At 44.6% G+C, this 18,889-nt stretch carries 12 protein-coding genes and 1 tRNA gene; 8 read left to right on the top strand and 5 right to left on the bottom strand.

Annotated elements, in window-relative coordinates; genetic code table 11:
* The 3 genes from dnaE (at position 1) to tilS (ending at position 5,835) form a co-directional block, all read left to right on the top strand.
* Positions 1-3,465 carry a DNA polymerase III subunit alpha gene (gene dnaE, locus JKP82_RS01535; protein WP_159529244.1) on the top strand — a complete coding sequence of 1,155 codons (3,465 nt, stop codon included), beginning with the start codon at positions 1-3 and terminating at the stop codon, positions 3,463-3,465.
* Positions 3,466-3,533: 68 nt separating this feature from the next.
* Complete coding sequence (accA, locus tag JKP82_RS01530) at positions 3,534-4,490, top strand: acetyl-CoA carboxylase carboxyl transferase subunit alpha (protein ID WP_013785174.1); 957 nt, start codon at positions 3,534-3,536, stop codon at positions 4,488-4,490.
* Between the two features lie 31 nt (positions 4,491-4,521).
* Positions 4,522-5,835: a tRNA lysidine(34) synthetase TilS gene (tilS, locus tag JKP82_RS20965; RefSeq protein WP_159529245.1), complete on the top strand. Its 1,314-nt coding sequence runs from the start codon at positions 4,522-4,524 to the stop codon at positions 5,833-5,835.
* A gap of 298 nt (positions 5,836-6,133) precedes the next feature.
* Here tilS and JKP82_RS20960 read toward each other — a convergent pair whose 3' ends face one another.
* Positions 6,134-7,033, bottom strand: a complete 900-nt coding sequence (locus JKP82_RS20960; RefSeq protein ID WP_159529247.1) for a GGDEF domain-containing protein — start codon at positions 7,031-7,033, stop codon at positions 6,134-6,136.
* A gap of 261 nt (positions 7,034-7,294) precedes the next feature.
* Between JKP82_RS20960 and JKP82_RS01515 the strand changes: the two genes are divergently transcribed.
* Positions 7,295-9,262 carry a monovalent cation:proton antiporter family protein gene (locus JKP82_RS01515; protein WP_159529249.1) on the top strand — a complete coding sequence of 656 codons (1,968 nt, stop codon included), beginning with the start codon at positions 7,295-7,297 and terminating at the stop codon, positions 9,260-9,262.
* Between the two features lie 94 nt (positions 9,263-9,356).
* Here JKP82_RS01515 and JKP82_RS01510 read toward each other — a convergent pair whose 3' ends face one another.
* On the bottom strand, positions 9,357-9,590 hold the full coding sequence (locus JKP82_RS01510; RefSeq protein WP_159529251.1) for a hypothetical protein: 234 nt from the start codon (positions 9,588-9,590) through the stop codon (positions 9,357-9,359).
* A gap of 391 nt (positions 9,591-9,981) precedes the next feature.
* On the opposite strand from JKP82_RS01510, the gene tadA reads away from it, so the two are divergent.
* Positions 9,982-10,524, top strand: coding sequence for a tRNA adenosine(34) deaminase TadA (tadA, locus tag JKP82_RS01505; RefSeq protein ID WP_159529253.1), 543 nt, complete (start codon positions 9,982-9,984; stop codon positions 10,522-10,524).
* A gap of 283 nt (positions 10,525-10,807) precedes the next feature.
* Here tadA and mltF read toward each other — a convergent pair whose 3' ends face one another.
* Complete coding sequence (mltF, locus tag JKP82_RS01500; RefSeq protein ID WP_159529255.1) at positions 10,808-12,175, bottom strand: membrane-bound lytic murein transglycosylase MltF; 1,368 nt, start codon at positions 12,173-12,175, stop codon at positions 10,808-10,810.
* A 176-nt stretch (positions 12,176-12,351) separates the two neighbouring features.
* Between mltF and purL the strand changes: the two genes are divergently transcribed.
* Together purL and JKP82_RS01490 are read left to right on the top strand one after the other, a co-directional pair.
* The gene (gene purL, locus JKP82_RS01495) at positions 12,352-16,251 is read left to right on the top strand and encodes a phosphoribosylformylglycinamidine synthase (protein ID WP_218395536.1); all 3,900 of its coding nucleotides are present in this window, start codon (positions 12,352-12,354) and stop codon (positions 16,249-16,251) included.
* Between the two features lie 236 nt (positions 16,252-16,487).
* Positions 16,488-16,628 carry a hypothetical protein gene (locus JKP82_RS01490; protein ID WP_013785166.1) on the top strand — a complete coding sequence of 47 codons (141 nt, stop codon included), beginning with the start codon at positions 16,488-16,490 and terminating at the stop codon, positions 16,626-16,628.
* A gap of 91 nt (positions 16,629-16,719) precedes the next feature.
* Here the strand turns inward: JKP82_RS01490 and smrA are convergent, their stop codons facing one another.
* A complete protein-coding gene (gene smrA, locus JKP82_RS01485) occupies positions 16,720-17,310 on the bottom strand; it encodes a DNA endonuclease SmrA (protein WP_159529259.1) in 591 nt (196 codons plus the stop codon).
* Between the two features lie 312 nt (positions 17,311-17,622).
* Between smrA and JKP82_RS01480 the strand changes: the two genes are divergently transcribed.
* Positions 17,623-18,690, top strand: a complete 1,068-nt coding sequence (locus JKP82_RS01480; RefSeq protein WP_218395534.1) for a transporter substrate-binding domain-containing protein — start codon at positions 17,623-17,625, stop codon at positions 18,688-18,690.
* Between the two features lie 41 nt (positions 18,691-18,731).
* Here the strand turns inward: JKP82_RS01480 and JKP82_RS01475 are convergent.
* Positions 18,732-18,806 (bottom strand) — tRNA-Arg (locus tag JKP82_RS01475).
* Positions 18,807-18,889: the final 83 nt, after the last annotated feature.

The following is an 18,889-nucleotide window of genomic DNA, read 5'->3' as shown; positions in this document are numbered from 1 at the left end:
ATGTCCTCGCCTTTTATTCATTTACGCGTACACAGCGATTATTCCATGATGGATGGGCTTAATAAGGTTAAGCCCATACTCGGCAAAGTGTCTGAGTACAACATGCCAGCTGTGGCAATTACCGACCAAATGAATATGTGTGGTTTGGTAAAGTTTTATTCTGGCGCACATGGGCTTGGCATTAAACCGATTATTGGTACCGATTTCTGGGTTACCAATGAAGCCTTTGGCGATGAGCCTTTCCGCCTTACCTTGCTTGCCATGAATAACGAAGGTTATAAGAATATTACGGTTCTTATTTCCAAGGCTTATTTACGAGGTCATCTTGCGCACAGAGCGGTTATCGACCAAGACTGGCTGATAGAACATGCAGAGGGGGTTATCATTCTCTCTGGCGCCCAGCTAGGGGATGTAGGTGTTGCACTTACGAAAAACAACACCGGCTTGCTGGCAGAATCGCTAGCCTTTTATCAAACCCATTTTCCGGACAGGTTTTATCTTGAACTGATTCGTACCGGTCGGCCTGGAGAAGAAGATTATTTACATCGCGCAGTTGAATTTGCTGAGCGAGAAGGTTTGCCCGTTGTGGCAACCAATGAAGTGTGCTTCATTGACAAAGAAGGTTACGACGCGCACGAAATACGGGTATGTATTCATGACGGTTACACGCTAGATGATACACGCAGGCCTAAGCGATACAGTGATCAGCAATACCTTCGTACCAGCGAAGAAATGGTGGAGCTATTCAGTGATATTCCTGAAGCGATAGAAAATACGGTTGAAATCGCTAAGCGATGCAACGTTACGGTACGATTAGACGAATACTTTTTGCCCCAGTTTCCTACGGGCGGAATGACCACTGAAGATTTCTTGGTAAAAGTCTCAGAAGAAGGGCTTGAGCGCCGTTTAGCGTTCTTATTTCCTGATGAACAAGTACGTGCAGAAAAACGCCCCGAATACGACGACAGACTCCGTATCGAGTTAGAAGTAATCAATCAAATGGGTTTCCCTGGCTACTTCCTTATCGTAATGGAGTTTATTCAATGGAGCAAAGATAACAATATTCCAGTAGGCCCAGGTCGTGGTTCTGGTGCGGGTTCATTAGTGGCTTATGCCTTGGATATTACCGACCTCGACCCGCTTGAATTCGACTTGCTTTTCGAACGATTCCTTAACCCTGAACGGGTATCAATGCCGGATTTCGATGTCGATTTCTGCATGGATAGGCGTGATGAAGTTATCGACCACGTGGCCGAACTTTATGGTCGCCAAGCGGTATCGCAAATTATTACCTTTGGTACGATGGCGGCAAAAGCCGTAGTACGCGATGTGGGGCGTGTATTAGGTCACCCCTACGGCTTTGTTGACCGTATTTCAAAGCTTATTCCACCAGACCCTGGTATGACCCTTGAAAAAGCGTTTGCCGCCGAACCTCGTTTACCCGAAGTGTACGAACAAGACGAAGAGGTTAAAGACCTCATCGATATGGCGCGTATTTTAGAAGGGGTAACGCGAAATGCCGGTAAACATGCTGGTGGTGTGGTTATTGCCCCTACCACCATTACCGATTTTGCGCCACTATACTGCGACGATGAAGGTAATAACCCCGTTACTCAGTTCGATAAAAACGATGTTGAAACTGCAGGACTGGTTAAGTTCGACTTCCTTGGATTGCGCACGCTAACCATTATCCAGTGGGCCATTGATATGGTGAAGGAAGGGAAGGGGATCGACATTGATATCACCTCTATTCCTTTGGCGGACGCAAAAAGCTTCCGTACCTTGCTAAATGCGGAAACAACCGCTGTGTTCCAGTTAGAATCCCGCGGTATGAAAGAGCTAATTAAACGTCTTAAGCCGGATAGCTTTGAAGACATCATCGCACTAGTAGCACTATTTAGACCGGGGCCGTTGCAATCGGGCATGGTAGATAACTTTATCGACCGTAAGCACGGCAGAGAAGCCATCTCGTATCCAGACGCTGAATATCAGCACGAATGCTTGCAAGAAATTCTAGAACCTACCTACGGCATTATCTTGTATCAAGAACAAGTAATGCAGATCGCGCAGGAAATGGCGGGCTATTCCCTAGGTGGCGCCGATTTGTTACGTCGTGCTATGGGTAAGAAAAAGCCAGAGGAAATGGCAAAGCAACGTGGCGCGTTCGCTGAAGGCTCGAAGAACAACAACATCGATCCAGACTTAGCGATGAAGATTTTCGACTTGGTTGAAAAATTCGCAGGTTATGGTTTCAACAAATCTCACTCTGCTGCCTATGCTTTGGTGTCTTATCAAACCTTATGGTTAAAAGCCCATTATCCTGCTGAATTTATGGCGGCGGTAATGTCGGCCGATATGGACAATACCGATAAAATCGTTACCTTGGTTGACGAATGTAGTCGAATGGGTCTTGAATTATTGCCCCCTGACTTAAATGCGGGTAAACATAAGTTTACCGTGGATGAGAAAGGTAGAATTGTGTATGGCATTGGCGCTATCAAAGGGGTGGGTGAAGGCCCTATTGAAGCGATTATCGAAGCCAGAGAGAATCAAGGTGCGTTTAAAGATTTATTCGATTTTTGCGCAAAGATTGATATTAAGCGTGTTAATAAACGGGTGCTAGAAAAGCTAGTACTTGCGGGCGCACTAGACAATTTAGGTCCTCACAGGGCTGCACTAATGGCATCACTTCCCGACGCCATTGCGGCAGCGGGGCAGCATGCTAAAGCAGAATCGTTTGGGCAGTCGGACATGTTCGGGTTGCTCACTACTGAGCCTGATGAAGTAGAGCAAGCCTTTGCCGATGTTCCGTTATGGCCAGAAAAAGTCTGGTTGGAAGGTGAAAAAGATACCTTAGGTCTATACCTGACGGGGCACCCTATTAATCAATATGTAGAAGAAATTAGGCATTACACTGATGGAAGATTGGTTGACTTAAAACCCACAGGCAAAGAACAAATGGCTAATGCAGTGGGCTTAGTGCTTGGGGTTAGGGTAATGACCAATAAGCGGGGAAGACGCTGGGCTATTGTCACACTCGATGATAAAAGTGCGCGAATAGACGCTCGTTTTTTCCCAGATACCTTCGAACAGTATGAATCTATGCTAGAAACTGACAAAATATTGCTTATAAAGGGACAGGTCAGCTTTGATGATTTCTCTGGGGGCAATACAATCACCGCCCGTGATGTAATGGACATTGTTCAGGCACGGGAGAAAAACGCGAGAGCATTGGCGTTAAATGTTGAAACCCAGTTGCTTGAACCGAAAAAGATTAATCAAATGCAATCTATCTTGCAGGCCTTTAAAGGCGGAAGTTGCCCGGTGCATTTATTAGTAACGCATCCTGATGCAGAAGCACTGATTACGTGTGGTGCACGGTGGTTTGTTACACCAGAAGATCAACTTTTGCACGATCTCAAACAATGTTTGGGAGAAAAAGCCGTTTCAATCCTCTACCATTAATGGTTAGAGTTCGATAGATTGACTATCTCGCGTTGGCATTGACAAGCGCAGTACGAATAGGACATACAATGAGTATACAGTTTTTGGACTTTGAACAGCCGATAGCCGAATTAGAAGCAAAAATTGAAGAGCTTAGGTTAGTAAATCAAGGCGGTGAATTCGATGTTGGTATTGAAGAAGATATTAACAAGCTGCGCGGTAAAAGCGCAGAGCTAACAAAAAAGATTTTTTCTGACTTAGGCGCGTGGCAAGTATCGCAACTGGCTCGCCACCCTATGCGCCCTTATACGCTAGACTACATCCCGCGTATTTTTACCGACTTCGATGAACTAGCGGGCGATAGGGCATTTGCCGATGACAAGGCCATTCTTGGTGGTCCAGCTATGCTTGATGGCCAACCTGTGATGGTGATTGGTCATCAGAAAGGGCGTGACACCAACGAAAAAATTAAGCGTAACTTTGGTATGCCTAAACCTGAAGGTTATCGTAAAGCACTGCGTTTGATGAAAATGGCAGAGCGTTTCAATTTACCAATTATTACCTTTATCGATACCCCAGGGGCGTACCCAGGTGTGGGCGCGGAAGAGCGCGGTCAAAGTGAGGCTATCGCGAAAAATCTGTTTGAAATGGCTGAGCTTACGGTGCCAATCATTTGTACCGTTATTGGTGAAGGTGGTTCTGGTGGTGCGCTTGCTATTGGGGTTGGCGATCGTGTGAACATGCTGCAATACTCAACGTACTCGGTGATTTCGCCAGAAGGTTGTGCGTCTATTTTGTGGAAAAGTGCAGAAAAAGCACCATTAGCTGCAGAAGCAATGGGCGTAAGTGCCGGCCAGATTAAAGAGCTTGGACTAATTAATAGTATTGTTGAAGAGCCGCTGGGCGGCGCTCATCGTGACCACACTAGCATGGCTGCGAACTTAAAAGCGGTGCTTAAACAGCAATTAAGTCAACTTAAAAGCTTAGATACCGCTGACTTGATGGAAGAGCGTTATCAACGCCTTATGTCTTTTGGCTACTGCTAGTTAAACGAAGCGAGTAGAATGAGCATAGCAAGTGAGTGAGATTATAGATCACATCTGCGAGTCTATCACCGCAGCCCTTGCTAACACGTCATTTGAAGCGCCACCTCTTCTTGTTGTTGCTTACAGCGGAGGGGTGGACTCCTCTTTATTGCTTCACGCCTTGCATGCCTTTCGCGAGCAAATCTCTACACCTGTGCATGCCGTTCATGTACACCATGGGTTGAGCGACAATGCCGATACGTGGCTTAGTCACTGCCAATCTGAATGCGAAAAATTATCGATTCCGCTTACGCATTTTTGCATAACCGTCGACGATGGCGCTCGTAAGAGCCTTGAAGCTGAAGCCAGAGATGCCCGTTATAAAGTGCTACATGAGTTTTGCCATGCCCACAATGGGGTACTCTTTTTAGGGCAACACGCTGAAGATCAGCTAGAAACTGTACTGTTGCAGTTAAAGCGCGGTTCGGGGCCACAAGGGCTAGCAGGCATGGGCGCGTATCAATGGCGAAATGGAATATTTACCGTTCGACCGATGTTATCACTTCAAAAAGAGGATATCGTTAATGCCGCGACTCGACTTGATTTACAGTGGGTTGACGATGAGTCAAATGCAGATAATCGCTATGATCGTAATTTCCTTCGCAATCAAATTATCCCTGCGTTATCTAAGCGATGGCCACAGCTGTCTAAAACCGCATTAAGAAGTGCCCAGTTGTGTGCTGAGCAAACGGCTTTAGTAACGGAACAAGCTGAAGTATATCTTAGTCAGTACTTAGAAACAGATACCCAGTTAAAAGGCGCTGAGTTGCTTACCTTGTCTAAAAACTGGCAACGAGCCGTACTGCGTCAATGGTTTTCAAAGCAATCGGCGTTGCTACCTTCTCAAGCACAACTAACGCAAATAGAAAATATGCTAACGGCGAACCAAGATGCTACGCCTGAAGTGTCGTTTTCTTGGGGGAAGCTAGCAAGGTTCAATAACGACCTTTATTGGTTATCAAGGCGCAACACTCACATACCGCAAACCATGGATATCACAAATAGCGTCGACACCGAATTGTATTGGTTGAATGAACCACTAACCTTAAGGGTGGTGAATAACGCATTAGGCACAGTAACGATTAAAACTGGCGTGAAGGGACTTCGTGTAAAGCCAAAACGTGCACAGGTATCTAAGTTACTTAAAGATTGGTTTAAGCAATGGAAAGTCCCTACGTGGGAGAGAGCCGAAGTGCCTATACTCTTTTTAGATGATGAGGTGGTTGCGTTGGTAGTACATCAGAAGGTGGTTACCTTAAACACCATGCCATCGACATTAGCCGTTGAACTAGTGAATATAGACTAAAGTCTATATTCATGAGTAATAAGGTGACAGAGTCGGCAAATATTTGCCAGTGGGCAAAAGTGTGAAGTTACTTGATAGCAGCCGTGCCAACACAAGCTTATTTGCTTAGATATATTTAATATAGCTAATGTACGCAAAAGCGCATGCAGCTTCTGCTGCTATAATCGCTTAAGTAGTTATCATTATTTCGATGAGTCACTGGGGGTAATTTTCTTTCAGGCAGTTAACATCGTCACCGCTACTACCGTTGTCATCGAACGCGCAAGGAACGTGATTAACGGGTATATGAACCTGTGACTTAAGCCGCTAAGTAGCTATTTTTGCCAGATTGCTTCACTTTATACAACGCAGCATCGGCGCGGTCAAAAAGCTGAGCGGTATCGTCACCTTCACGGTAAATAGCACCACCTAAGCTGCACGACACATTCATACGTCTTAAGTAACTTGATTGGTTAATGCTAAGTTGTATACGCGATGCAGCACATTCCAACTGAAATTGTGTTTGGCAATCTAAAAGGCAGCAGAATTCGTCGCCGCCAAATCGAAATGCTTCGTCTTCATCTCTTAGCACTTGCTGTAATTGAGACGCGACATGTACTAAAACTTTATCACCTTCTCGGTGACCGTGGTTGTCATTGACTGATTTAAAGTTATCTAAGTCAATGACTAGTAATGAAAAACCTTCCTCGTGACGCTGAGCCCATCCTAGTTGACGTACAAGTGCCTGATCGAAGCCTGAGCGATTCCCCAAGCCAGTCAAAACGTCTTTAGTCGTCATCTGGTGTAGGCGTAAAAAAGATTGTGCTTGAGCTACTTGTTTAGCAAATAGTTCATGAAGTTGCTCTAATGCATTTCGTTCAGAGAGGGAAAGTGGCACTGCAAAATAATAATGTGCAGTAACAGATTTACCTTCCTGAGACATAACACCAGGCAAAGGCACTGCCACAAGTGTTGAAGATAGTTTGGCATTTCCGTATACCCAGCGAGAATCAATATCCGATAAGCTGAAACCGGCCAACGAGAAAAAAACGTTCAATTGGCGAAAGTAAATCTCGCCAAGTTGTTCTAATTCCAGCGTAGACAAAATCTCGCTGATAAAGGAGGTTATTTCACTGGCGGATAACGCCTGACCCGTGCTAGCAGGAGGATAAAAATTGTCATGTTGTGTGCTATCGTAGATAGTAGTAGATAAATCCACGGAAATGCCCCTTTAGCAATACGGAAAATATACATAAGTGGAAAGTGTCAAAATTTGCCGCTTATGCTAATTTGTTAATAGATATTAGCAATCTTGATGCCAATTCCGGTAATCTTGCTATGCTATATAAGCTATTTAAAATACATGGTCGCTAGGGAAGCAGTAATACTTTGATATACAGGAGTATTTCAATTCAGATGTGCGCTATTTTTAATCATTTTGAAATATCGAGACCTCAAATTAGCGGTAGGGAGATGTAAAGTGAGTGCCGGTTTTTTGAACGTGATCGCATTAATGTTTATTGCCGTTTGTAGCGTGGCTGTTTTTAAGCGTATCCATTTACCGCCAATTTTAGCGTATTTGTTTGCAGGTATATTAGCGGGCCCCCAGCTTTTTGCGCTTTTCGCTCACCCTCAAGAAATGCATTTGCTAGCTGAAACTGGCATCGTTTTTTTACTCTTCTCACTCGGGCTTGAATTTTCCCTGCCGAAGCTAGTGGCCATGCGTTCATTAGTATTTGGCGTTGGTGTTGGCCAAATGCTACTGACCACCGCTGTATTTACAAGTATTCCTTACCTATTCGGGTTACCCATCAGCGCTTCCATTATTATTGGTGGAGCGCTGGCACTTAGCTCTACGGCTATCGTCATCAAACAAGCTACTGAAATGGGTATTCTTAATAACAGAAGAACCCAGTTGGCTGTGAGTATTCTGCTTTTTCAAGATCTTGCCGTGGTTCCTTTCCTTATTGCTATTCCGTTGCTGGCTCAAAGCGGCGAGGTGAGTATTGCGTTTGCCTTAGGTGAGGCTTTGCTAAAAGGTATATTCGTTATAGCGTTTTTAATGTCGGTAGGTAAGTGGGTATTGCCTTGGGTTTTTAGCGAAGTTGCCAAAACCCGCACCGATGAGCTTTTTGTGTTAACCACAATTTTAATTGCACTGTTGGCCGGAGGCCTAACCTATTACTTTGGGTTGTCTATGGCATTGGGGGCCTTTCTTGCGGGAATGATGTTGGGAGAAAGCCAATACAAATACCAACTGGAAGCCGATATTCGCCCCTTTCGCGATATTTTGATGGGGTTGTTTTTCGTTACCGTTGGCATGCAACTTGATATTAACGTGCTATGGAGCAATTTGTTTACGATTGTTCTGGGCGTGGTTGGGCTGATGGTTAGTAAAATTGTTATGGTAAGAGTGGCCGCTTCGTTTGTGAAAACCAACCCTCTGGATGCGTGGTCAGCGGGTATTAAGCTATGTCAGATTGGCGAGTTTAGTTTTGTTATCGCTGCATTGGCTACCACTTATGGTGTGCTTACCACTGGGCAATCTTCCCTCATTGTCAGTATGGGCGTATTAAGTATGGCGCTAACACCTTGGTTAATGAACAATAGCTTGGTATTGGCAAAGCGTATTGTGGCTAACAAGAGCGAGGACAATGCGCAAAATACATTAATAGTGGATAACGACTTAACTAACCATGTTGTGATTTGTGGCTTTGGCAGAGTGGGGCAATCTGTCGCTCGCATGTTAAAGATGGAAGGCATTGCATTTATTGCTATCGATATGGACCCAGTGCGTGTGCATGAAAGTAGAAATGCCGGTGAGCCAGTACTATTTGGCGATGCCAGTCAAAAAGATATTCTTAGCAGCGCTAATGTTGAAAATGCCAAGCTTATCCTGGTGACCTTCGATCAACCTGATAAGGCAAAGCAGGTTATTAGTGGTACACATCAACTAGTACAAAACGCAGATGTTATGGTGCGAACTAAGCGAGATTACCAATTAGAAAGTTTGTATTCTGCTGGCGCAAATCAAGTGGTGCCTGAATTACAAGAAGGTAGCCTAATGCTGATTTCTCAAGTGCTACATTATGCTGGAGTGCCTATGTCACGAATTCTAAAGCGTGTACGGGCGGAAAGAAAAGGGCGGTACGATCACTTGCATGGGTTCTACCCAGGGGAAACTACTGAAATCAGCTATGGCACTGAGGATAAACTTGAGTTCATACACGCTGTGGTGCTATCAGAACATGCAGCATGCATGGGAAGCAAAATTAAAGATATCGACTTTGCCAAAATGCGGGTGCGTGTACGTGGGTTAAGAAGAAATGGCACCGAGGTAAAAGACCCCGACCATGAAGCTGTGTTACAACCCCATGATGTGCTAGTTATTGCAGGCAAACCTCGGCGCGTAGAACGCGCAGAGAGAAAATTACTGGAAGGCAGCTAGCCGCCTGCAGAACGCTTTAGACCGTTCATGATAAAGATTCAGAGTACGTACACGCTCTCAAAAAGGCACTTAGGAAAGGCGTTTTACAAAAAGATTATGCAACTTTGTCTTTTTCCAAGTCGGCAAACTGTTTTTTCAAGTCGTATTTTTCATCGGTTACAATTTTTTCAAGCACAGAAACACGTTCTTTGAGTGAAGCGATTTCAGCTTGATAAGCTTCTGCTGCTTTGTCTGACGCCTTATTTGATTTTTTAGTTTTTGATGAGCCTGTGATACTCACAATAGCCCAAGCGATAATGGCAACAATAAAAATAGCGGTCAGATTCATGGTACTTTCCCTTTAGTTTATATTTAATTTACTTTGAACTCAGTGTAGGTGAACAATAGTGTTCTTTCCTACAAACCTAGCTTACAAAGCGACTACGCTAAACACGCTTTTTTCGTTACTATAGCGCTTATAAATACGCTTGTTGGGAAAAAAGTGTAAATAAATACGTAGCTGTGCATTAAAGCTTTTTACCTACTTCATATAGAATAAGCCGATGCATAGGTTTGTATTTACATTAGCACTCTGTAATTCGCAAGTATGTCTATAAGAAAGATAGCAAGATGGCTGCCATTGTTGCAAATTCACTATAAATCAATTGTTTATAGTAATTTCTATTTATTGAATTATGCTGGTGAAAATCTAATTCACAAAAAATTAGTAAAAATAACGAATGAATGACGAAATTAACAATTCTAAACGCATGGTAAAGCATACAAAGTGGATGCAGCACGCCCTCAGCCTAGCAGATAAAGCAGAAGCAATGGGAGAGGTGCCGGTAGGTGCCTGTGTTGTACATAATGGTGAGTTAATTGGTGAAGGGTGGAATACACCTATCACAGATAGCGATCCTTCCGCTCACGCAGAAATGAATGCGGTAAGAATGGCGGCAAAACACTTACAAAACTACCGTACTACCGATGCCACGCTTTATGTCACTTTAGAGCCATGTTCGATGTGTGCAGGAATGTTGGTTCACGCCAGAATTAAGCGAGTGGTATTTGGTGCCAGTGATGCTAAAACAGGCGCTGCAGGGTCAGTGATGAATATTTTGAACCATCCATCACTTAATCATCAGGTTGATGTAATACCAGGGGTGTTAGCCGACGACTGTGCTGATAAAATTTCAGCATTTTTTAAACGTCGTCGAGCGCAGATAAAGCTATATAAAAAGGCCAAACAAGCGGCGCTTAAGAATTGCGGGTCAACTGAGTAAACATCTCACTGGTGACAAACAGTTTGCGGCGTTGTAGTACTTTTTGATGCATTCTTTTTAGCATCACTCTACGTCTATTATTATTTTTCAATTTTATTCCTTTCCTAAATAATTTGTTTCTTTTCATTTTGCCCTCCTTGTTAATACAAATTGGGAAATTGAATAAGGCATATTCTCTTTAATCGTTTCTGCATTTATGCCTTAGCTAGCCGAATAGGATAGTTACATTCGATAGTACTTATCTTAGATGACATCATAATGACAAAATTCAATATGGCGCCAGCTAAATTCTTCCTTGTTCGTCTAGCCAAAGTAAGCTGTCGTAATATCGGCGAATATTATCAACGTACTGAAGTGCTTCATCGCCTCGTGCATACCCATAACGTGTTGTTCTGTAATACTTCTTTTGCCTTAGCTGGGGAAGTCGTTGTTTTACGTCTACCCAAAGATCTGGATTGCCACCCTGACGCTCCGTAAGAATGCGGGCATCTTCCAAATGCCCTAAGCCAAGGTTATACGCCGCCATTGCCATCCAAGTTCTATCCGGATCGCCAATTCTTGCAGGAATTCTTCCTAACAAGCTGGCGAAGTAGCGAGAGCCACCGCGAATACTTTGTTCTGCGTCGGTACGATCTTCAACATCCCAGTCATTGGCCGTGTCCATGGTCAGCATCATTAAACCGCGAACGCCAGTGCGAGATATCGCATCAGGATCCCAGTGGCTTTCTTGATAACTCATTGCGGCTAATAAGCGCCAATCCAAATCACCTGCATATTGCTGAAACATACTCTTGTAATCTTTTAACAGCGACTCGGCGGATTGATTAAATGCACGGCTGTCTACGTAGTCAAATTGCCTAATGTGGCCAAAATACTTTTCTTCTAATACGGTAAACCACCCTGATTGATGCACGGTACCAAAATATTCGATAATGGCGGCTTTAATTGAATCGTCTAATTCAGGGTTTAGCGCCCATGCCATCGGCATTTCTTCTCGTACGGTTAATCCAACGGCCAAATTGGGGTGACGTCTTCGTTGTAGTGCAAGACGGTTACTATCGGCAAGGGTGTAAGCAATATCCCCCGTAGCCACTTTTTGTAGTAGTTCCTCGGCATCAGAATCTTCTGTGGTGACTAACAGCGACTCACTCGAGCCGTTTAATACTGCAAGTAGCTGCGCTTGACTGCTTCCCGACACTGCAACAACAGGGTCGACAAGGCTATCGAGTTCTCTAGGCCTTGTAGTACCCGCACGGTATACCAAGTGTTGCGCAACCGTTTGATACGCCGGTCCGTAAGTAAAGCGCATCAATAAGGCATCGGTAACCGCATCACCTGTGGCGACAATATCAAGGTTGCCTTCGGCTAGTTGCTCTAGCATTGCGTCGTAGCTGTAGAAGGGATATAAGTCGAGTGTCACGCCTAGGTAATCTGAAAAACCAGCTAGCAACTCATATTCAAAACCTTGCGGACCTTCAGCGCCATTATAATAAGTAGCAGCACCATAAAGTGTGCCCACTTTTATCGAACCGCGCTCAATTAATGACAACAAAGCGTTCGGAACGGTAGGAGAGCCACAACTTGTAGCGAAAAAGCATAATGCGATAAAAAAAGATGTTTTTAATCGCTTTTTGTAGTGTTGTAACGGCATAAACCTTTTCTTATTGTTGTAAATTGGGTCTTGGGAAAAAAAACTGCAACATAGCCTATGTTGAAGGTTACCAATAGAACATAAATCCTCTATAATCCGCGCCGAAATATTCATCAATTACAGAGGCAACGCGTCCCATTGATGGTCGTTGTTTCTGAACAACCAGGTAAAGCAATATGTTGGTCCTTCGAGGCGCTCCCGCACTATCAGAGTTTCACCAAACTAAACTGATTGCAAAGCTGGGTCAATCCGGCATTAAGGTGAAAAACCTATATAGCGAATATATTCACCTTATCGATTCAGATGGTGAACTCTCGCAGCAGCAATTAGAAATACTTAAAAAGCTGCTTACCTACGGGCCTGCCCGACAAACCCAAACGCCAACTGGCAACCTCTTCGTGGTAACACCCCGACCAGGCACCATCTCTCCTTGGTCTACCAAAGCAACTGATATAGCGAACAATTGTAGTCTGAACACGATTAATCGTATAGAACGAGGCTGTGCTTTTTATATAGAAGCAGAGCAGCCGCTTAGCGAGGCGGACTACAGCCTTGTTGCTGCCCACTTGCATGACCGTATGACGGAAACCGTTTTTCCTGATACAGCAGCGGCAGAAGTATTGTTTGCACATACCACGGCGAAAACCTTTACTTCAGTAGCAATACTAGAAGATGGCAAACAAGCGTTGGTTGATGCCAATATTCAGCTTGGTTTAGCATTGGCTGATGATGAAATAGAGTATTTATTCGAAAGCTTTACGCGTTTGGCGCGTAACCCCACCGATGTAGAGCTTTACATGTTTGCACAAGCAAACTCTGAACATTGCCGCCATAAGATTTTTAATGCCAGTTGGACAATCGACGGGCAAGAACAAGATAAATCCTTGTTCAAAATGATCAAGAACACCTTTGAAGTGTTACCCGATCATGTTTACTCAGCCTATAAAGACAACGCTGCTGTGATGTCTGGTTGGGAAGCAGGGCGTTTCTTTCCGAACCCACAAACGCACCAATATGAATACCATCATGAGAATATCGATATTCTTATGAAGGTGGAAACCCACAACCACCCAACCGCTATCTCGCCTTTCCCAGGCGCGGCAACCGGCTCTGGTGGTGAAATTCGTGATGAAGGTGCTACCGGTCGTGGCTCTAAGCCAAAAGCGGGTTTAGGTGGATTTAGCGTGTCTAACTTACGTATTCCAGGCTTAGAGCAGCCGTGGGAAAAAGACTACGGTAAACCACCGCGTATTGTTAGCGCATTAGATATTATGCTAGATGGCCCGTTAGGTGGCGCAGCATTTAACAATGAATTTGGTCGCCCAAATTTGCTTGGCTACTTCCGTACCTACGAGCAAGAAGTGAATAGCTTCAATGGCGTTGAAGTACGCGGTTACCACAAGCCTATTATGCTTGCGGGTGGCTTGGGTAATATTCGTCGTGAACATATCGAAAAAGGCGAAATCACGGTAGGGGCTAAACTTATCGTGCTTGGCGGCCCTGCGATGAACATTGGTCTTGGTGGGGGCGCAGCGTCTTCCATGGCTTCTGGTCAGTCAAATGAAGATTTAGATTTTGCCTCGGTACAGCGTGAAAACCCAGAAATGGAGCGTCGTTGCCAAGAAGTTATCGATGCGTGCTGGCAGTTAGGCGATAACAACCCCATTCAATTTATTCACGATGTGGGTGCGGGTGGTTTATCAAACGCATTGCCTGAATTAGTTAACGATGGCGGACGTGGCGGTAAATTTGAACTGCGTAACGTATTGTCTGACGAACCAGGTATGACACCACTGGAATTATGGTGCAACGAATCACAAGAGCGTTACGTGATGTCGGTAGCACCAGAAAACATGCCAGTGTTTGAAGCGATTTGTGCCCGTGAACGTGCACCCTACGCGGTAGTAGGCGAGGCCACAGCTGAACAAGAATTGAATGTAAACGACAGCCAATTCGATAACCAGCCTATTGATATGCCCCTTGATGTGTTACTTGGCAAGCCGCCTAAAATGCATCGCGACGTTATCAGCACGCCATTAGAAGCCACAGGTTTTGATGAAAGTGATATTACACTAGCTGACGCGGCAACCCGTATATTGTCTTTACCTACTGTGGCGGAAAAAACCTTCCTTATAACCATTGGCGATCGCTCGGTAACAGGTTTAGTTAACCGTGACCAAATGGTTGGCCCTTGGCAAGTACCTGTAGCCGATGTAGCCGTGACTGCCTCTGCCTTTGATACTTATCATGGTGAAGCTATGGCGATGGGTGAAAGAACCCCAGTTGCTTTGTTATCACATGGGGCGTCAGCGCGTTTAGCCGTAGGTGAAGCGTTAACTAATATTGCTGCAGCAAATATTGGCGATTTAACCCGAATCAAGCTTTCAGCAAACTGGATGGCGGCGGCAGGTCACCCTGGTGAAGACGCTGGTTTGTATGAAGCGGTAAAGGCCGTAGGTGAAGAGCTTTGTCCTGAATTAGGATTAACCATTCCGGTGGGCAAAGACTCCATGTCGATGAAAACCGCGTGGCAAGAGGAAGGCGAAGATAAAGCGGTAACGTCACCGTTATCGTTAGTGATTTCTGCTTTCGGTGCCGTAAAAGATATTCGTAAGACGGTAACACCAGAACTTCGCACCGATAAAGGCGACAGCCAACTGTTGCTAATCGATTTAGGTGAAGGCAAGAACCGCCTTGGCGCAAGTTGTCTTTCACAAGTATACGAGCAACTAGGTGATGCACCTGCCGATGTGGTTTCGGCGCAGCGTTTAAAGGCCTTCTTTAATGCAGTGCAGACGCTAATTGAGAAACAACTGGTTGTGGCTTACCACGACCGTTCTGACGGCGGACTATTCACCACCGTAGCCGAAATGGCTTTTGCAGGTAAAACCGGTGTAAGTATTGCGCTTGATAGCATTTCAGGATCAGAAGCGGGTTCAGACTTATCCGTATTGTTTAATGAAGAACTTGGCGGCGTGCTTCAAGTGTTAGACAAAGACATCGAGGAAGTTAATGCTGTACTCGCGTCTTACGATTTAACCAGTGTTAGTCATTACATCGGTACGTTAAACACTACTGATACTATCGAATTTACTCGAGATAATGTGGCAGTGCTTAACGATAGTCGCGTAGCTATGCGCACTGCGTGGGCGCAAACCACCTTGGCGATGCAGAAGCTTCGAGACAACCCAGTTTGTGCGGAGCAAGAACATGCTGCTAAGCAGGATGCCGCCGATCCAGGGTTACATGCTGCGCTAACGTACAACGTAAATGAAGATATTGCCGGGCCCTATATTGCCAAAGGCATACAACCTAAAGTGGCTATTTTACGCGAGCAGGGCGTAAACTCGCACCTTGAAATGGCGGCCGCATTCAATCGTGCTGGTTTTAATGCTATTGATGTGCACATGAGTGATATTCTTGCCGGAAAAGTCACCCTTGATGACTTTGCGGGTTTAGCTGCGTGTGGTGGTTTCTCATACGGTGACGTTCTTGGAGCCGGAGAAGGTTGGGCGAAATCTATCTTGTTCAATGCAGTTGCACGGGATCAATTTGCTGCCTTCTTCGACCGTAACAGTACCTTTAGTTTAGGGGTATGTAACGGTTGCCAAATGCTGTCTAATTTGAAGTCGCTCATTCCTGGCACGGAACATTGGCCACACTTTGTTGCCAACCAATCGGCACGTTTTGAAGCCCGTGTAGCCATGGTAGAAGTGACTAAATCGGCTTCTGTGTTATTGCAAGACATGGCCGGTTCACGCATGCCTATTGCGGTATCGCACGGTGAAGGGCAAGCCGAATTTTCCAGCGACAGCGCGCTTTTGTCTGTAGCATCGCAAGTGGCACTTCGTTATGTTGATAACTACGGCCAGCCCACTATGCAATACCCTGCTAACCCGAACGGTTCGCCTGAGGGGATTACAGGATTAACCTCTTCTGACGGGCGCAGCACTATCATGATGCCTCACCCTGAGCGCGTGTTCAGGGCAGTAGCAAACTCATGGCGTCCAGACGATTGGCAAGAAGATGGTGCGTGGATGCGTATCTTCAGAAATGCGCGTCGTTTCGTTGGATAAAAACGCGCTTAGGCATAGTAGAGGTAAGATGTTCTTATCTCTACTTTTTCAGTTAAATGAGCGTGAAGCACGTCAATAGATTGGCAAAGTGTCAAAAATTTGTACTGAGGGCTTGTCTTCGATAAGTCACTGATCTATTGTAGTGCAATGCAGGGATTGCAGACTGGTTACAGGAGTGTGTTTTAAGGGTTGTACCAACAAAAGATATTGTTGGTGTTGATAACAAGAGACGACGAATGAATCGTTCATCAAAAGGGTTTGGCTTAACCGGAGTAGCCATAGCGGTTGTGCTGATGTTTGTTACTGCTGTTTTCAGCAGTTCAGCTAAATCTGCCGACGTTACTTCAACGCTAGTTGTGCAGTCTTCAGTTAAGTAGTCTGAAAGTGAAATTCTAACGCCAGTATCTGTTTACAGATACTGGCGTTAATCACTCCGCTATACCAATTTATTTAATGTATCTTGCGCTTTTATCCTTTCCTATTTTTCTCTCTGTTGATCAATTTCTGATCGGGATGTTTCTTCAATAATACATACGTAGCTGCAAACCCGCCGTGCATAGGCTGCGCTGTGTGGTAGGCAATCACCTCTTCTAATTCAAGCAACCAGTGATTGACAAAGCTTTTCTTGTAAGCAGGAAAAGGTTTACTTTCTATACCCTTACCGTGCTTAATTAATAATGCTCTCACGCCCCGTTTATGAGAGTCGGTTATGGCTTTATAAAGCGCATCTCTGCTTTGTTCAATGGTCATGCCACTTAGAGAAAGGGTTTCTTCTAATGGGTATTTACCCATGCGTAATTTTTTGAACACACCATCTTGAATACCCGGTTGTTGGAATAAAATGAAATCGTCAGGCTTTACTGGTGTTACCCCTTCTAAGCTTAGCGGGCTTTTCAGCTTTTCCCGTTCACTGCGTTGACGAGCAGCGCGCCGCTTTTTTTCAGCTATCGCACTCTCTGTATCATGCAACAACGCTTTGTTTGAAGGTTTTATAGGTTTTACATCCTGCATTTCTGCAAAGAACGAATGTAAATCGTCATTTGTTTCAAAATTAGTCATATTTTTCTCCCACACTCAGCGAAGCGTCACTGTCATGAATGTATTCGCTACGCCAATATTACTTTACAACGTTGGCCTGAGTGAGCACTGTCTTACTAAGAATCAATATGGGGCTGTTTGTTGAATTTTCTATGCTCATATATCATGGGCTAATCTTAAAGTAGCATCATTTTAAAAGCTGAAGTCGAGATAGTTTTTAATTATTGGCGATTGAATCTTATACGTCGCAAATTTACCGATGGGTTACTATTAGTAGAAGTGGCTTAAAAGTAGTTTAGAGGTAAACCAACCACAGGGACAGGTATGAATACAATGAGTCGAATGATCACTATTATAGTGTTTAGCTTGAGTGTCATGCTGCCAAGTATGGCGCAAACCAATGATAATGAGCCAAAACAGGTTATTGCTACGAAGGTCGCGCCGCCGTTTGTCATTAAAAATGAAGACGGTTCTTTTGAAGGTATAAGTATTGCACTTTGGGAACAAATTGCAGAATTAACGTCTACCGATTATGCGTTGACCGAAGCTTCACTGGTTGAGCTGGTGGAGGGAGTAGAAAATGGTCGTTTTGATGCATCTGTTGCTGCGCTTACCGTAAATTCGCAGCGAGAGTCGGTTATCGATTTTACGCATCCTTTTTATACTACAGGGTTGGCTATTGCGGTGCCTAGTGAAGGTAATCGTTGGATGTCAGCCGTTAAAGGTTTTTTCAGCTGGGAATTTTTAGTTGCACTTTCAGCTTTGTGCGGGTTGCTGCTCGCGGTAGGGGCGTTACTGTGGCTGTTTGAAAGAAAGCGCAACGCCGAGATGTTTGGCGGCTCAACCCAGCAAGGTTTAGGTGCTAGCTTTTGGTGGGCGGCGGTGACAATGACCACAGTAGGGTATGGCGATAAAGCCCCTGTTACCCTTGGTGGAAGGGTAATCGGTTTTATATGGATGTTTGCAGCGATCATTTTAATCAGTAGCTTTACCGCTGCAATTGCCACAAGCCTTACTGTTAGCCAACTATCTTCGAGCGTTAAAGGGCTTGAGGACTTACCTAATGTGCGGGTGGCTACATTGGCAAACTCTGCAAGTAGTGTATTTTTACGAAAAGAAAATATAGGATTTAAGCGACTTGAAAGCGTTGAAAAAGGTTTGTCACAATTGGCATCAGGCGACCTAGATGCTTTTGTTTACGATAAGCCCATTTTACAGTACTTAACTAAAAACAACTTTGGTGACAGTATTCTTATTTTACCCGAGGTTATTGAACGTCAGGACTATGCTATTGCGTTACCAGAAAACAGTTCGCAAAGAGAAAAGATTAATACTGCGTTACTTAGAGTGATAGAGACTGACGAGTGGCAAGAGATAGTAGACCACTATCTTGGGAAATAGCATTAGGTAAGATTACATTCCGTGACTGCGGTTAAGATTGATGGCGTCCCCAGCTGGAATCGAACCAACATCTAAGCCTTAGGAGGGCCTTGTTTTATCCATTAAACTATGGGGACCTACAAGGCTATTATACGAACTTAATCCGCGAACGGAACCCTTTGGTTTAAAAACCTTTATCTAAGTTTTGTACCCTGCTATA

This window comes from Alteromonas lipotrueae (assembly GCF_019249215.1).
In the GTDB taxonomy this organism is placed as follows: Bacteria; Pseudomonadota; Gammaproteobacteria; order Enterobacterales; family Alteromonadaceae; genus Alteromonas; species Alteromonas lipotrueae.
Note: the sequence above shows the minus strand (reverse complement) of the source record. Positions and strands in the feature narration are given on the sequence as shown.